The organism is Alistipes sp. CHKCI003, from assembly GCF_900021155.1.
Classification (GTDB): domain Bacteria; phylum Bacteroidota; class Bacteroidia; order Bacteroidales; family Rikenellaceae; genus Alistipes; species Alistipes excrementavium.
In genome coordinates this window covers 84205-99495 of the sequence record NZ_FCNT01000027.1, presented here as the reverse complement: position 1 = coordinate 99495, position 15291 = coordinate 84205, and the positions used below count along the sequence as shown (strand labels likewise).

At 60.4% G+C, this 15291-nt stretch carries 10 protein-coding genes; 5 read left to right on the top strand and 5 right to left on the bottom strand.

The genetic code is table 11. The features are described 5' to 3' along the window. Nucleotides 1–26 precede the first annotated feature (26 nt). Both nadA and BN3659_RS04440 read right to left on the bottom strand, forming a co-directional pair. A complete protein-coding gene (gene nadA, locus BN3659_RS04445; protein ID WP_091534898.1) occupies nucleotides 27–965 on the bottom strand; it encodes a quinolinate synthase NadA in 939 nt (312 codons plus the stop codon). Nucleotides 966–1353: 388 nt separating this feature from the next. Further along, nucleotides 1354–2406: an Mrp/NBP35 family ATP-binding protein gene (locus tag BN3659_RS04440; protein WP_091534896.1), complete on the bottom strand. Its 1053-nt coding sequence runs from the start codon at nucleotides 2404–2406 to the stop codon at nucleotides 1354–1356. A gap of 174 nt (nucleotides 2407–2580) precedes the next feature. Here BN3659_RS04440 and sppA point away from each other — a divergent pair, with 174 nt between their 5' ends. The 5 genes from sppA (at nucleotide 2581) to BN3659_RS04415 (ending at nucleotide 9642) form a co-directional block, all read left to right on the top strand. After that, on the top strand, nucleotides 2581–4365 hold the full coding sequence (gene sppA / locus BN3659_RS04435; RefSeq protein ID WP_091534894.1) for a signal peptide peptidase SppA: 1785 nt from the start codon (nucleotides 2581–2583) through the stop codon (nucleotides 4363–4365). A gap of 128 nt (nucleotides 4366–4493) precedes the next feature. Next, nucleotides 4494–4946, top strand: coding sequence for a 6-pyruvoyl trahydropterin synthase family protein (locus tag BN3659_RS04430; protein WP_171847702.1), 453 nt, complete (start codon nucleotides 4494–4496; stop codon nucleotides 4944–4946). Between the two features lie 100 nt (nucleotides 4947–5046). Next, nucleotides 5047–7926 carry a DNA polymerase I gene (polA, locus tag BN3659_RS04425; RefSeq protein ID WP_091534891.1) on the top strand — a complete coding sequence of 960 codons (2880 nt, stop codon included), beginning with the start codon at nucleotides 5047–5049 and terminating at the stop codon, nucleotides 7924–7926. A 429-nt stretch (nucleotides 7927–8355) separates the two neighbouring features. Then, nucleotides 8356–8997, top strand: coding sequence for a DUF4136 domain-containing protein (locus BN3659_RS04420; RefSeq protein ID WP_091534889.1), 642 nt, complete (start codon nucleotides 8356–8358; stop codon nucleotides 8995–8997). Between the two features lie 21 nt (nucleotides 8998–9018). Next, nucleotides 9019–9642, top strand: coding sequence for an outer membrane beta-barrel protein (locus BN3659_RS04415; protein ID WP_091534887.1), 624 nt, complete (start codon nucleotides 9019–9021; stop codon nucleotides 9640–9642). Nucleotides 9643–10126: 484 nt separating this feature from the next. On the opposite strand, the gene BN3659_RS04410 is transcribed toward BN3659_RS04415, so the two are convergent. The 3 genes from BN3659_RS04410 to BN3659_RS04400 are packed head-to-tail and all read right to left on the bottom strand — an operon-like array spanning nucleotide 10127 to nucleotide 15291. Further along, nucleotides 10127–10717: a TetR/AcrR family transcriptional regulator gene (locus BN3659_RS04410; protein WP_091534886.1), complete on the bottom strand. Its 591-nt coding sequence runs from the start codon at nucleotides 10715–10717 to the stop codon at nucleotides 10127–10129. After that, nucleotides 10701–12092 (bottom strand): efflux transporter outer membrane subunit, encoded by a 1392-nt coding sequence (locus BN3659_RS04405; RefSeq protein WP_091534884.1) that lies wholly within the window; start codon nucleotides 12090–12092, stop codon nucleotides 10701–10703. Before BN3659_RS04405 ends, BN3659_RS04410 begins: the two co-directional genes overlap by 17 nt. Nucleotide 12093: 1 nt before the next feature. After that, the gene (locus BN3659_RS04400; RefSeq protein ID WP_091534883.1) at nucleotides 12094–15291 is read right to left on the bottom strand and encodes an efflux RND transporter permease subunit; all 3198 of its coding nucleotides are present in this window, start codon (nucleotides 15289–15291) and stop codon (nucleotides 12094–12096) included.

Genomic DNA, 15291 nt, shown 5'->3' with positions numbered 1-15291 from the left:
TTGGTTAAAGTGTTAGTGATTTCAGGTCATTTGATCCGGATCATGTTGAGGATCGAACGCTCCGCGAGTCGGCGCGTAGGTTCGTCGATCACTACTTCGGGCGCCATCTTTTCGAGACACTCCGCGATGTTGGCCAGCGTTACCATCTTCATGTATCTGCAATCGTTGCAACCGCATGTAGAGTCGGTCGGAGGCGCCGGGATGAAGCGTTTGCGCGGATAGCGGCGCTTCATCTCGGCCAGAATGCCCGGCTCCGTAACGACGATGAACTCGTCGGCCCCGGCCGATCCGCAATAGTCGAGAATGGCGGCCGTGGACCCCACGAAATCCGCCGCCGCGACTACCGGCGCCTTGCATTCGGGATGGGCGACGATCCGGGCTGCGGGATGCTCGCGCCTGAGCGCGAGGATCTTTTCGAGCGAGAATTCCTCGTGCACGTGGCATGCACCGTCCCAGAGCACCATGTTATCGCGGCCGGTGAGTTTCCGGATGTAAGCGCCCAGATTCCGGTCGGGAGCGAAGATGACGGGCTGCTCGCGGGGGATGGACTCCACGACCCGGAGCGCGTTCGACGAGGTGCAGCAGATGTCCGTGAGGGCCTTCACGCCCACCGTCGTATTGACGTAGGAGACCACCGTATGACCGGGATAGCGCGCCTTGAATGCGGCGAACTCCGCAGCCGGACACGACTCGGCGAGCGAGCACCCCGCCTCGGGGCAGGGGATCAGCACCCGCTTGTCCGGACAGAGCACCTTGGCGGTTTCGGCCATGAAATGCACGCCGGCGAAGAGGATCACGTCGGCATCGACCGTCTGCGCCTTCACGGAGAGCGCCAGCGAATCGCCGAGAAAGTCGGCCGCAGCCTGCACGTCGGGCGTAGTATAGTAGTGGGCCAGGATCACGGCGCGGCGTTCGCGTTTGAGTTCGGCGATGCGTCCGGCCAGATCGGTGGGGTTGTCAGCCATCTTTTTTATTTTTATCTTTTTAATAAATTTATATTATCGAATAATAATAAGAATAAACCCTGTCGATAATGTCGATAAGTCGGCGGAAAAGGAAGTTATCGACATTCGGTATTTTTTCTGTTTATTTTTTATCTTTTCAAGATTCTAAAAATCAATGGAGTAAAAAATGCATGAACGAATGTGAAAAACGGTTTTCCACATTTCGACTGCCTTCGGTTGTGAACATTCCGTGCCGGTTCCGGCCTTGTGGCGCGGACGGAAAAAAAGGAAAACTTTTTTTGGTTTTTCCGGAAAATCGTCCATACGGAAACCGACCGTTCGAATGCAAGGCTCCGGCCGGGAAAGTTATCACGAATTGTCGGGCGGTTATCATCGGGTTGTTCACAGGTTATTCCTCGGTTTTCGTCAGCTTATCGACAATTTTGCCGGCGATGTCGCGGTAGTGTTCTTCCACGCGCGGGTCGATCGCCGAGGCGGGCCGGCCGCCGTCGCTGCCCTCCATGATCGATTGTACGATCGGTATGTCGCCCAGAAAATCGACGCCGTGCGACTCGGCGAATTCCCGTGCGCCCCCCTTGCCGAAGAGGTAATAGCGGTTGTCGGGCAGTTCGGCGGGGGTGAACCACGCCATGTTCTCCACGATGCCCGCTACGGGTATGTTCACCTGCGGATTGCGGAACAGTTCCACGCCGCGCCGCACGTCGGCTACGGCTACCTGCTGGGGGGTGGAGACGATCACCGCCGTGTCGATCTTCAGTTCGTTTATTATAGATAGGTGTATGTCGCCCGTCCCGGGGGGAAGGTCCGCGAGCAGAAAGTCCAGCCTGCCCCAGCGGGTCTGGTGGATCAGCTGCTTGAGGGCATTGACGGCCATCGCTCCGCGCCACAACAGGGCGTCGTCGGGCTTGATGAAGAAGCCGATCGACATCAGGGAGATTCCCATCGATTCGGCGGGAACGATCTGGTCGATGCCCTCTTCGTGTACGGCCTCGGGCAGATAGTCCTCCACACCGAACATCTTGGGCTGCGAGGGGCCGTAGATGTCCGCGTCGAGGATGCCCGTGCGGTAGCCCATGTTGCGCAGGGCGACGGCCAGATTGGCCGTAACCGTCGATTTGCCCACTCCGCCTTTGCCCGAGGCGACGGCGATCACACGGCCGATTCCGCCCGTGGTGGTTTTGTTTGCGGGTTCCGCCCTGCGGGGCGCCCCTTCGCGGACGACGACCATAACCTGTGCTGCGGGGAAAGCCTCGGAGAGGAGCTCCTGCGCCTGATTTTTCAGTTTCGCGGCGAACGGATCGCGTGTCTTGGCGAAACGGAGCGTCAGGACGATCCGTTCGCTGTCCGCGCTTATGCTGTCGATCATGCCGCCCGACGCGAGATCCCGCCCCGTTTCGGGGTGGACGATGCCTGCGAGCAGCTCTCTGATTTTTTCTTCCATAGTGCGAAAAAAATTTCTTAGGACAAATATAACGCAATTTTCCGATTTATGCCATAAAAAGACGAAAATATTTATCGTTTAACGATAAATATTATTTGTTTTTCGAAAAAATACGTATATTTGCATCACGCGAGAGCGTAGAGACAAGCATTTTGACCGTTAAAAAACGAAACTATGAACTTTCTGAAAGTATTTCTTTCCTGCCTGCTCGCCGTGGTCGTGGGCAGTATCCTGACCTTCCTGTTCTGGCTCTTCCTGCTGCTGGGCGTCGCCGGCTCGATGGAGAAATCGGTCGTGTCCGTAAAGCCGCATTCGATTCTTAAGATCGACTTCGCGGACGTGATAACCGATTCGCCTTCGGCCGATCCGTTCGCCGGAGTGGACTTCGCGACGCTTCGGACGACGCGCCGTCTGCCGCTGTTGAAGGTGCTGCGGGCGCTCGAGGCGGCCAAGGCGGACGACCGCATCGAGGGCGTCTACCTGCGCATGAACGGCATGGGAGGCGTGGAGGGGACGGCGCTCGTCGAAGAGCTGCGCGCGGCGCTGCTCGACTTCAAGCGGAGCGGCAAATTCGTGGTTTCCTACAACGAGACCTATTCGCAGGGACAGTACTACCTCGCCACCGCCGCCGACAGCATCTTCATGCAGCCCGAAGGGGCGATGGACTGGCGGGGGCTTTCGATGAACGTGATGTTCTACAAGGGGCTCTTCGACAAGCTCGACCTCAAGGCCGAGGTCTTCCGTCCCACGGCCTGCAAATACAAGAGCGCCGTGGAGCCTTATATCATGACCGCGATGTCCGAAGCCAACCGGATGCAGATGCAGGCTTTGGCCGATTCGATGTGGGGGACGATCGTCGAGGCCGTGAGCGAGGCGCGCGGCATCGCACCCGAGACGCTCAACGAGCTGGCCGATAAACTGTCGGTAACGCTTCCGGAAGATGCCCTGCAATACGGATTCGTCGACGGCCTGATCTACGAGGATGCGATGGACGACGTGTTCCGCAATCTGGGGGTCGCCGGCGGCAGGAACGGCGGGTTTTCGTTCGTAACGCTCGGCGAGTATGCCTCGCAGGTGAGCGGGGACCTGAGAAATGTCTCCTCCTCGCAGATCGCCGTGGTCTATGCCGACGGAGCGATCGTAGACGGCGAGGGGGACTACGGCGACGTCTTCGGCAATACGCTCGCACGGCGGCTCGAAGAGCTGCGCACCGACGCCCGCGTGAAGGCCGTCGTACTCCGCGTGAACTCTCCGGGCGGCAGCGCCCTCGCGTCGGACGTCATCTGGCGCCAGATGGAGTTGCTGCGCGACACGAAGCCCGTGATCGTTTCGATGGGCTCCTATGCCGCCAGCGGCGGATACTACATCTCCTGTCCGGCCGACGCCATCGTCGCCGACCGGATGACCCTCACGGGGTCGATCGGTGTGTTCGGCATGTATCTCAATACGGTGGATGCGCTCAAGAACAAACTGGGCATCACCCTCGACGGGGTGAAGACCAACACCTCGGCCGACATGGGGATCACGGGCGCGCTGACTCCTGCCGAGCGGGCGTCGGTGATGCGCGGCGTGGACAAGGTCTATGCGACCTTCACGGAGCATGTGGCCGAAGGCCGCAACCTGCCGCTGGAGCGGGTGCTCGACATTGCGGGCGGACGTGTATGGACCGGGGCCGACGCGCTGGGCATCGGTCTGGTCGATGCCGCGGGCGGTCTTCGGGAGGCAATCGCCGTGGCGGCCGACAAGGCCGAGCTCAGGGACGGAAACTACCGCATAACGGAGGTGCTCGAAACGCCCGACAGCTTCATGGCGCTCCTGTCGTCGCTCTTTACCGAAGTGAAGGCCCGCGTGGAACTCTCGGAGCTGGGGGTGCTGATGAAGGAGTACCGCAAAGTGCAGGAGGCGGCCGGTCAGACGGGCATCGTGATGTACGAGCCGCGGACCTTCCTTGCGGAGTGAGGTCCGGAGCCGGCGGATTTTCCGACCGTCGTCCGTTGTTCGGACGGCGGTCTTTTTCGTCGGGCGGCGGAGCGGATAAATTCGCGTTTTTCCTTGCGGTTTGGCCGTTGTTGTGTATCTTTGCGGATATGGCAGTAATCAGATTGACCAAGGAATTTTCGTTCGAGGCGGCGCACGCCCTCGAAGGGTACGACGGGGCGTGCCGCGAGATACACGGCCACTCCTACCGATTGTTCGTAACGGTGAAAGGCATTCCGTCGGAGCGGACGGAGGATCCCAAATGCGGCATGGTGATGGATTTCGGCGTGCTCAAACGCATCGTGAACGAGGAGGTCGTCGCGCGGCTCGACCATGCGCTCGTGCTGCGGGCGACCGAAACGGCCGGCCCGCTGATCGAAGCGCTCGGCCGGCGTTTCGGCAACATCGTTACCACTTCCTACCAACCCACCTGCGAGAACTTGCTCGCCGACTTCGCGGCCCGCATCGCACCGCGCCTGCCGGAGGGAATTTCGCTCCATGCGCTCCGACTCTATGAAACGGCAACCTCCTATGCCGAATGGGCGGCGGAGGACAACCGATGATTCCGCTGCGGATTTGCGCGGGACGGGCATCGTCGCCCGGGCCGGCATGCGCCGCCGCATCCTGCGGTGCGGCCGAAGAGAACCATAAAATCATCCGATTATGAAAAAACTCTTTCTGGTCGATGCCTATGCATTGATATTCAAATACTACTACGCCTTCATGAGCCGGCCGATGCGCAACCGGGCCGGCATGAACACCTCGGTGGTCTTCGGTTTCACGAAGTTCCTGCGCGACATCCAGAAACGCGAGCGTCCCGATCTGCTGGGCGTGGCGTTCGACCCGAAGGGTGGTTCGTTCCGCCGCGCGATCTATCCCGAGTACAAGGCCAACCGCACGGAGACCCCGGAGGACATTCTGCTTTCGATCCCCTATGTCAAGCGGATTCTGGAGGCGATGTGCATTCCGATCCTCGAAGTCGAGAACTACGAAGCGGACGACGTGATCGGTACGCTCTCCAAACGGGGAGCCGAAGCCGGATACGACGTCTACATGGTAACGCCCGACAAGGACTACGGACAGCTCGTGGGCGACCGCTGCCGCATCTACAAACAGAAGGGCGACGGCGGCATCGAGATCGTGGACCGCGAGGCGATCCGCGAGAAGTACGGCATCGACGATCCCACGCTCGTGCGCGACATTCTGGCCTTGTGGGGCGATGCGTCGGACAACATTCCGGGGGTCCCGGGCATCGGCGAAAAAGGCGCCTGCAAACTGGTGCAGACATGGGGGCCCGTAGAGCGTATTCTGGAGAATGTGGACCGGATCGGCGGCAGACAGGCCGAGAAGATCGCCGCATGGGGCGACAAACTGCTGCTGGCCAAGAGGCTGACGACCATCTGTCTCGATGTGCCGATTCCGTTCCGCGAGGAGGACCTTACGGTGTGCGAGCCGCACATCGACGCTTTGCAGGCTCTGTTCGCCGAGCTGGATTTCAAGATGTTCGCTTCGGATCTGGCGAATCTGGCGCCTCCCGAACCGATCGCCGACGGACCCCGGCAGGCGGCGCAGACGCAGCTCGCCGAGGTGGCGCGCGCCAAGTCGGCCGCCGCGAAACGGGCCGCGCTGGCGGGGCAGGGCGATCTCTTCGCCGAGCCGGCCGAAACGTCCGAACCGGTGCGGGTTCCGGACGGGGTGCCTGCCTCCGAGTTGCAGGCCGAGGCCGAAACGGCTTTCGCCACGGCACAGACCACGCCGCACGACTACGTACTCGTCGAAACGGCCGAGCAGTTGAGGCATGCTGTGGAGCGGATCGGAACCTGCGCGGAGTTCTGCTTCGACACGGAGACCACGGGATTCGATCTCTTCAACGACCGCATCGTGGGGCTGTCGCTTGCGGTCGAACCCCACCATGCGTGGTACGTCCCCTTCACGGAGGAGAACAGTGCGGAGTATGCCGCGATCGTGAAGCCCCTGTTCGAGAATCCCGGGATCGCCAAGATCGGTCAGAACATGAAGTTCGACCTCGTGGTGCTCCGTCGCATCGGAATCGGGATCGCCGGCCCGAAATACGACACGATGATCCTGCACTACCTGCTCGATCCCGAAGGGCGGCACAACATGAATGCGCTGGCCATGAAATACCTCGACTACAAACCCATCGAGATCGAGTCGCTCATAGGCCGCGGTGCGAAGCAGCTGACGATGGATCTGGTGGCGCTCGACCGGGTGAAGGAGTATGCCGGCGAAGATGCCGACGTTACGCTCCGCCTCAAACGGGTGTTGTGGCCCGAGGTCGAGCGGATCGGGTTGCAGCACCTCTATTTCGAAATCGAGGAACCGCTCATCGAGGTGTTGGCCGACATCGAGACGGCCGGCGTGCGCATCGACTGCGGAGCGTTGGCCGAATACGCCGTCGAACTGAATGCCAAGATGGGAGAATTGGAGCGGGAGATCCGCGTGCTTGCGGACGAGCCGTCGCTCAACATCAACTCCGCGCGTCAGCTCGGCGAGGTGCTTTTCGCGAAGATGCGGATCGCCGAGAAACCCAAGATGACCCGGACCAAGCAGTTCGCGACCGACGAGGAGTATTTGCAGAGTTTTGCGCACAAACACCGGATCGTGGATCTGATTCTGGAGTACCGGGGCGTGAAAAAGCTCCTTTCGACCTATGTGGAGGCGTTGCCCCAGCTGGTGAACCGCACGACGGGCCGCATCCATACGTCGTTCAACCAAGCCGTTACCGCCACTGGCCGCCTCTCTTCGGCGAACCCCAACCTGCAAAATATCCCCGTGCGCGACGAACTTGGGCGCCGCATACGGCAGGCATTCATCCCCTCGGACGGCGACCACGTGCTGCTGTCGGCCGACTACTCGCAGGTCGAACTGCGGCTGATGGCCCATCTGTCGGGCGACGAGTCGCTCATCGCCGCCTTCGAACACGGCGAGGACATCCACGCCGCGACGGCCGCGCGCCTCTTCGGCAAAACGATCGCGGAGATTACGCCCGACGAACGGCGCAAGGCCAAGACGGCCAATTTCGGCATCATCTACGGCATTTCGGCTTTCGGTCTGAGCCAGCGGCTCGAAATTCCCCGCAAGGAGGCCAAGGAGATCATCGACGGCTATTTCGCCTCCTATCCCAAGGTGAAGGAGTACATGGACCGCGTGGTCGAACGGGCCAAGGAGGAGGGGTTCGTCTCGACGATTTTCGGCCGGCGCCGGTATTTGAACGACATCGACTCGCGCAATGCCGTGGCGCGCGGACTGGCCGAGCGCAATGCCGTGAACGCCCCCATACAGGGTTCGGCCGCCGACATCATGAAGATCGCCATGATCAACGTGAGCCGTGCGTTCCGGCGCGAAGGCATCCGTTCGAAGGTGATCCTGCAAGTACACGATGAACTGGTGGTGGACATGCTGCGCGACGAGCAGGAGCGGGTGGTGGAGATCGTGCGCGAGGCGATGGAAGCCGCTGCGTCGCTGCGCGTGAAACTCGTAACCGACTGCGGCGTGGGCCGGAACTGGCTGGAGGCGCATTAGGGACGGTTTGTCCTTAGACGGCGGCCTTTTCGGCGCAAGGGGGTGTCTGACCGATCTCAGACACCCTCTTTTCGTTCGTACTCCTGTCCGAGTGCAATTCCGAATATGCGATACCCGGACGGTTGGAAGAAGCTGTTGGACCTTCCCTTTTCCGAGGGGAGGGGATCGGGGGTGTGCCGAAAGCGATGCCGGGGTCGGCAACGGCTCGGTATCGCGTCGGTTGAAGTTCTGCTTCGCATCCGGGCGGTGCGGAGCGCTCTGCGGGCATTCGGCGGCGGAGCCTCCTTCGGTGCCGGGTGCCGGATCGGGAAACGGAGGCGCGGAAGCGGAGAATGCTCTGCAATTCCGGCTGCAACTAATTTCCGTCCGTCGAATAAGGAACGGAATTTGGAGGTAGGGGTTTTACTGCATTCTAAAAATAGTGAAACTATGACCGTGAAAAAAATCCATTGCCTGCTGATTGCGCTCTTGGGCGTCGCAATCGCTTCGTGCGAAAAGGAGCCGTCCACATCGGACCTGCACAGGGACTATCTGGTCTATACGGCCTGCGATCCCGAAACCGACTTCGCCGCATTCGACACCTATTATCTCCCCGACAGCATTCTGCTGATCGGCAGTTCGGACAAGACGGAGTACTGGAAGGACGAGAGCGCTCTGAAGATCATCCGGGCCGTCGCCGACAATCTCGATGCCCGCAACTTCACGCGCGTGGAGGACAAAGAGGCTGCCGATCTGGGCGTGCAGCTCAGCTACGTGAAGCGCGTAACCTATTTCGTGGGATACGACTACCCCTATTGGTGGTGGTACTATCCCTACTATTGGTCGCCGGGCTATTGGGGCGACTGGATCGGATGGCACTACCCTTTCCCCGTCTACTACGGCTACACGGCCGGTTCGCTGCTGACGGAGATTCTCGATCTCGAAGGCGATCGGCAGACCGGCAAGAAACTGCCGGTGCTCTGGGACAGTTTCATCGGCGGGCTGCTCTCGCCGTCGGAGACGCTGAATATGAACCGTACGATCGAAGGCGTGAATCAGGCGTTCGTCCAATCGCCCACTCTGACGAAATAACCGTAAATAATCCGTATGACTATGAAAACGACGAAATATCTGGCGGCGGTGCTGACCGTCGCGGCGCTCGCGGCCTTCCGGCCCGCCGAAGCGCAGATCATACCCGACACCTACATCAACGTCGACTGGCAGCTCAACGTGCCCGTGGGCAGCAGCTTCGCCGACAAGACCACCGGCTGGGGCATGAACTTCGAGGGAGGCTACTTCGTTACGCCTGAATTTTCGGTGGGTCCCTTCATCTCCTACCACACCAATTTCGAGAACATTCCGCGCCAGACGCTCCAGCTCAAACCCGGGACGGCGATGACCACGAATCAGAAACACTCGCTTTTCCAGTTGCCGTTCGGCGTAACGACCCGCTATACGTTTATGAAAGATAGGGTGTTCGAGCCTTATGTAGGCGTGAAACTGGGTGCCAACTATGCCGAGATGGCCTCCTACTATTCGATCTTCAAGCACTACGACGACACGTGGGGATTCTATGTGCAGCCCGAAATCGGCGTGAGCATCTTCCCGTGGACTTCGCAGCGTTACGGATTCCATGTGGCGCTCTACTACGGCTATTCGACCAACAGCGGCAGTCTGCTGGTCTATTCGATGGACAACATCAATTCGTTCGGTCTGCGCGTGGGCGTCTCCTTCTGACGGTTTGCCGTCCGATCCGACGAGAAGCGATCCGGCAAACCGTCGTTCGACTGTTTCACTCCGGCCGGGATGAGCTTCGACAGGTGCGGAACCCGATTTTCGAGGCTTGTCGGACCGCTTCGCGTCGCGGACTGAGGGCCGTACGGTAGACGTTCTGCGGTCGACGGATTCGACCGCAGAGGGCTTCGTACGCTGCGGGAATACGTGCTCCCTGACCGCGGATTGGCTCATGACCGACGTCGTGCCGGCCGGAAAGACGCAGGATGCATAGCCCGGATGCCGTAGCTCTCTGCATCCGGCCGGACCGATTGCTTCCGACCGTGCCTGCGGTGATCGCGGCGGACGGCCCGGCAAGACGCAGGACCGATGGAATGGACGGCATGGAGAGCGGAATGGGGCCGGCCCGGAATCCGAAGGATCGGTCTTATTGAAACGAACGGAGCGCACCTCGCAAGGTGCGCTCCGTTCGTTTTCATCAGGAGTCTCAGCCGTTCGTTTTCAGCCGTTCGAGCAATTCGGTTCCCGCCGGGGTCGAAATGCCGCGCAGGATCGTACAGCCGAAGTCGTACTGTTCGTTGCGCGGGATTCCGTTGAGGCGTGCCACGAAGAGCGACATCATCAGTCCGCGCGTAACGGCGGCCGTCTGCGTATCGGCGATGCAATCCCCTTCGGCGATGCAGTCGCACAGCAGATTGCAGAAGTTGGCCTTCCACGATTTCAGCCACGACACGAAAGCGGGATAGTTCTCCTCGGCGGCATGCAGCTCGCGCAGCAGACGGATTCCCGTTACGTTGAGCTGCCGCACGTACTCTCCGAGCAGCCAGACGAGTTTTTCGTAACTGCCGGCCGGCTGCGCGAGCCGTTCGGCGACCGACTCCTCCCACTGTCCGAAAAGCGCCGTGAGCGACTGGTCGATCAGCGACAGTTTGTCGGTGAAGAGCTCGTAAAGCGTGCGCTTGGAGATCGAGAGATGGCTGGCGAGTTCATTGATCCGCACGGCCCGAAGGCCGTCGCGGATCATGAGACGCTGCATGTCTTCGATAATCAGCCTTCGGGTATCAACGCTGTGTTTCATGGGGTGCGTCCTGCGTCGTTTCACGGCCTCCGCCGAGAGCTTGGTAGAGGTTCACGAAACCCTGAAGTTCGTCGAAGCGGTCGGTTACCTGCGTGAGGCGTGCCGAGAGCAATCCCTGCTGTGCCGTGAGCACTTCGAGGTAGGTCGAGGTGCCGTGTTTCATGAGCAGCTCCGTACTCTCGACGGCGCGTTCGAGCGAGGCGATCTGCTGTTCGCGGTACTCCTTCTTGTCGCGGGCGGTCTGGCACTGGTTCAGTGCGTCGTTGACCTCCTTGCCGGCATTGAGGAGCGTCTGCTCGTAGCTGAGCAGCGCCTCCTGCTGCTGCGCCTTGGCGATCTTCACCTGTGCCCGATAGGAGCCGGCGTTGAAGATGGGTTGCAGAAGCGACGCCGCGGCATTGAGCAGCAGCTTGCCCGGATTGACGACCAGCGAACCGGCGTTATTGGTCCACCCCACCGTACCGCTGAGCGTGAGGTTCGGGTAGAGCGCCGAACGGGCCGCAGCCGTCGCGTAGTAGGCCGACATGAGCGTCGACTCGGCCGAACGTACGTCGGGGCGGTTCGAGAGCATCTGCACGGGGACACCCACAGCGAGTTCTTCGGGGATCTGTTGTTCGGCGATCGTGCCGCGCTCGATGTTGCGCGCGGCGCTTCCCAGAAGTACGGAGAAGCCGTTCTCCGTCTCGCGGATCGACTGCCCGAGGTCCTTGAGCGAGTTGACCACCGAATAATAGGTCGCTTCGCTCTGGGATACGGCGGCCTGCGTGGTCATGCCGGCCTCCTTCATCGCGCGCATCGTCTCCACGCTCCGGCGCCAGTTCTCGGCCGTTTCGGCCGTGATGTCGTACTGCTCGTCGAGCATCAGCAGCGTGTAGTAGTAGTTGGCGATGCCGGCGATCAGCTGCGTCTGCACGGCCTGACGGTACTCTTCGCTCTGAGCGTAGAGAGCCTTCGCGCGCAGTTTGCTGTTGCGCAGACGACTGAAGATGTCGATCTCCCAGCTGGCCGTAACGGGTATGTTGTAGGTCCACGAAGCCTTCGAGTTGTCGAAGCTGCTCACGCCCCCTTGAGGAGCCAAGTTGAACGAGGGCAGGAACGACAGACGCGCCGACTTGAGGGTGGCCTCGGCCTCTTCGACGCGCAACTGCGCCGATTGCAGGTCGGTGTTGTTGGCCAGCCCCTCCTCGATGAGGGTCTGCAAACGGGGGTCGGTGAAGACCTCGCGCCAAGGCAGGTTGCCGAGCGTCGCGGTGTCCGTCGTTTCGATCCCCGGGCCGTAGAGACCCTCGGTCTGAACTTCGGGACGGCTGTAAGGTTTGTAGATGCCGCAGCTGCACATGAGCGCTGCAACGGACAGAATTATGATCTTTTTCATGTTACTTCTCTTTGGTTACGTCAGCATTGTCGATCTTGTCCGCCTCTTCGAGTTCGGCGCTGACCGCCCAATCGGGGGTCGTGAATTCCACCGGCCGGAACTTCTCCTGCAACGTCTGGAAGACGATGAAGAGCGTCGGAACGAGGAACAGCATCGCCAGTGTGCCGACGATCATACCGCCCACGACGCCCGAGCCGAGGGTCGAGTTGCCGTTGGCGCCTACGCCTGTCGAGAGCACCAGCGGGATCATACCGAACACGCACGTGAGCACGGTCATCAGAATCGGACGCAGACGGGCCTTGGCGGCCGAGACGGCGGCCTGCGTGAGACTCATGCCGGCACGGCGGCGGTCGGCGGCGTACTCGGTGATCAGGATGGCCGTTTTCGACAACAGACCGATCAGCATGATGATACCCGTCTGGAGGTAGATGTTGTTCTCGAATCCCATCATTCTGGCGAAGAGGAACGAACCCATTAGACCACACGGAACGGCCAGAATGACCGCGAACGGTACGAAGAAACTCTCGTACAGCGCGCAGAGGATCAGATAGATGAACAGCACGCAAATGCCGAAGATAATCAGCGTGTTGCTGCTCGTCTGGGCCTCCTCGCGCGTGATGCCGTCGAATTCGTAGCCGTAGCCGTGCGGAAGCACCTGCTCGGCCACTTCGCGGATCGCCCGGATGGCATCGCCCGACGAATAGCCGTCGGCCGGCGTACCGTTGATGGCGATCGAAGAGTACATGTTGAAGCGGTTCAGCACTTCGGATCCGTATACGCGCGTGAGGTTGACGAACTGGCTCAAGGGAGCCATCTTGCCGCTGTCCGTGCGGACGAAGACGTTGTTGAGCGACTCCGTGTCGAGACGATACTTCGGATCGGCTTGGAGCGTTACGTAGTACATCTTCGAGAAACGGTTGATGTTCGACACGTACTGTCCGCCGTAGTAGCCGGCCAGCGTCGAGAGGATCGTGCTCGGCGAGACGCCCGCACGCTTGGCTTTCGCGGCGTCGATGTCGACCATGTACTGCGGGAAGTTGATGTTGAAGGTCGAGTAGGCGCGTTCGATCTCCGGCCGCTGGTTCAGCGCTGCGATGTACTGGAGGTAGATGTTGTAGAAGTCGCTCAGTTCGCCGCCCGTCTTATCCTGCAGGTGCATGCTGAAACCGGTCGATGTACCGTAGCCCGAAATCATCGGGGGTGCGACGGCGAAGATCTGCGCATCCTTGATGTCGGCCGTGCGGGCGTAGACTTGACCGATCACGGCGTTCACGGCGTCCTGCTTGTCGGGGCGTTCCTTCCAGTCCTTGAGTTTGATGATGCACATACCGTAGGAGGAACCCTGACCGGCGATCATGCCGTAGCCGGCGACCTGCATGTAGTCGCGGATCTGCGGAATATCCTTGATGCGGTCCGAGAACTCCTCCATGACCACGTGCGTCTCTTGGAGCGATGTGCCCGGAGCCGTGGTTACGTTGACCATGATCGTACCCTGATCCTCGTCGGGCACCAGACCCGACTTGGTCGATTTCATCAGTACGACCAGCGCCGCGATGGCCAGACCCAGCGTGGCCCATGTGAGCCAGCGGTGTTTGATGAAGAGCAGTACGCCGTGCTTGTATTTGGCGACCATTGCCGAGAATGCCGTGTTGAAGGCTTTGCGGAAACGTGCCGCGAAGTTGTCGCGCATCTCGCCGTTCTCATCGAGATAGGGTTTCAGAATCAGGGCGCAGAGGGCCGGCGAAAGCGTGAGGGCGTTGATGGCCGAGATGCCTACGGCCACGGCCATCGTCAGACCGAACTGCGTGTAGAACACGCCCGAGGTGCCGCCCATCATCGAGACGGGGATGAACACGGCCATGAAGACCAGCGTCGAGGTGATGATGGCCGACGTGATGCCCGACATGGCGTCCACGGTAGCGTGGTAGGAGGATTTGTAGCCTACGTCGAAGCGTGCCTGCACCGCCTCGACGACGATGATGGCGTCGTCGACGATCGTACCGATCGCCAGCACCAGCGCGAAGAGCGTCAGCAGGTTGATCGAGAAGCCCGAGACGGAGAGGAACGCGAACGTACCGATCAGCGCTACGAGGATCGAAACGGTCGGAATGAGCGTCGAGCGTATATCCTGCAGGAAGACGTACACGACGAGCACCACGAGGAAGATCGCCTCGATGAGCGTCTTGATCACCTCGAAGATCGAGGCGTAGAGGAAGTCGTTCACGCTCTGCAGGTGGGCGATTTCGATGCCCTTGGGCAGGTCGGCCCGGATCTCTTCGAGCAGGGCGTCGATCTCGTTGACCACTTGCGTGGCGTTCGATCCGGCCGTCTGGAAGACCATGGTGCTGACGCCCGGATGTCCGTTGGTGTAGCCTTTGTAGGCGTAGGACTCGCTGCCGAGTTCGATGTCGGCGACATCCTTCAGATAGAGGATTTCACCGTCGGGCAGAGCCGAGATGACGATCTGTCCGAACTCCTCGGGGGTCATCAGACGGCCCTTGTATTTCATCGTGTACTGGAACGTGTTGTTCGAGTTCTCGCCCAGCGTACCCGTGGCCGATTCGATGTTCTGCTCGGCCAGCACGCCGGTAATGTCCGACGGGATGAGTTTGTACTGGGCCATCACGTCGGGCTTCAGCCAGACGCGCATCGAGTAGTCGGCACCCAGCGTGAAAGCCTCGCCGACGCCCTGAATACGCAGGATGCGCGGTTCGATGTTGATCTTGGTGTAGTTCGAGAGGAACGTCTCGTCGTAGGAGTCGTCGGGACTGTACAGCGAGAAGATCTTCACCATGGAGGTCTGACGCTTCATGGTCGTAACGCCGATCTGCGTTACGGCCGACGGCAGCTGACCGGTGGCGGTGGCTACTTTGTTCTGCACGTTCACGGCCGCCATGTCGGGATCGGTGCCCTGACGGAAATAGACCGTGATGCTGGCCGAACCTACGGCGGCGCTGGATGTGAGGTAGGTCATGTCCTCCACGCCGTTGATGGCCTCTTCGAGGGGGACGACGACCGATTTCTGGATGGTTTCGGCGCTGGCGCCCGGATAGCTGGCGTGCACCATGACCGTCGGAGGCGCGATGTCGGGATACTGCTCCACGGGCAGCGTGGCCAAGCCGATGATGCCGGCGATGACGATGACGATGGAGATGACCGACGCAAGGACGGGGCGTTCGATGAAATGTTTGAGTGTCAT

Coding starts and splice junctions, on each gene's coding strand:
- BN3659_RS04400 (WP_091534883.1), bottom strand. CDS start 15,291: ATGACACTCAAACATTTCATCGAACGCCCCGTCCTTGCGTCGGTCATC.
- BN3659_RS04420 (WP_091534889.1), top strand. CDS start 8,356: ATGACCGTGAAAAAAATCCATTGCCTGCTGATTGCGCTCTTGGGCGTC.
- nadA (WP_091534898.1), bottom strand. CDS start 965: ATGGCTGACAACCCCACCGATCTGGCCGGACGCATCGCCGAACTCAAA.
- polA (WP_091534891.1), top strand. CDS start 5,047: ATGAAAAAACTCTTTCTGGTCGATGCCTATGCATTGATATTCAAATAC.
- BN3659_RS04405 (WP_091534884.1), bottom strand. CDS start 12,092: ATGAAAAAGATCATAATTCTGTCCGTTGCAGCGCTCATGTGCAGCTGC.
- BN3659_RS04415 (WP_091534887.1), top strand. CDS start 9,019: ATGAAAACGACGAAATATCTGGCGGCGGTGCTGACCGTCGCGGCGCTC.
- sppA (WP_091534894.1), top strand. CDS start 2,581: ATGAACTTTCTGAAAGTATTTCTTTCCTGCCTGCTCGCCGTGGTCGTG.
- BN3659_RS04440 (WP_091534896.1), bottom strand. CDS start 2,406: ATGGAAGAAAAAATCAGAGAGCTGCTCGCAGGCATCGTCCACCCCGAA.
- BN3659_RS04430 (WP_171847702.1), top strand. CDS start 4,494: ATGGCAGTAATCAGATTGACCAAGGAATTTTCGTTCGAGGCGGCGCAC.
- BN3659_RS04410 (WP_091534886.1), bottom strand. CDS start 10,717: ATGAAACACAGCGTTGATACCCGAAGGCTGATTATCGAAGACATGCAG.